Source organism: Solitalea agri (assembly GCF_023914155.1).
Lineage (GTDB): Bacteria > Bacteroidota > Bacteroidia > Sphingobacteriales > Sphingobacteriaceae > Solitalea > Solitalea agri.
Genome location: NZ_JAMWYS010000008.1, coordinates 1 through 596 on the forward strand (window position 1 = coordinate 1; position 596 = coordinate 596).

Below are 596 nucleotides of genomic sequence, written 5' to 3' on the forward strand. Positions count from 1 at the left end.
TCAATCGAATATTCCAATCCTGCTCCCAGTGGTGAAGTCACGGTGATCGAGCCTGTTCCTACCGTACAGGTTGGTTGAACGGTTGTTGCGGTTGCTGCCTGTGGTGTAGCCGGTTGGGCATTGATCGTAACAGCAGTGGCCGAAGAAATACAGCCCTGAGCGTTGCGAACAGTTAGGTTATAGGTTGCTGAGGTTAATCCTGAAAATAAAGTCGAAGCCTGATAGTTGGTGCCATCAATCGAGTATTCCAAACCTGCTCCCAGTGGCGAGGCTACTGTGATCGAACCTGTCCCTACCGTACAAGTTGGTTGAACGGTTGAAGCTGTTGGTGTGGCAGGCGTTAATGGCTGAGCATTGATCGTAACCGCGGTGACCGAAGAAATACAGCCCTGCGCATTACGAACAGTCAGGTTATAAGTGTTGGTTGCAAGGCCCGTAAATAAAGTTGATGCTTGATAATTCGTCCCATCAATCGAGTATTCAAGGCCTGCTCCCAGTGGCGCTGTCACTGTAATTGAACCGCTTGCTACCGTACAGGTCGGTTGAACGGTTGAAGCTGTTGGTGTAGCCGGCGTTAGCGGCTGAGCATTGATCGT

1 protein-coding gene is annotated in these 596 nt (G+C 50.5%); it reads right to left on the bottom strand.

Annotated features, from left to right (window positions below; genetic code table 11):
• A partial coding sequence (locus NF867_RS02450) for a hypothetical protein (protein WP_252585955.1) occupies positions 1–596 on the bottom strand: 596 nt, incomplete at both ends.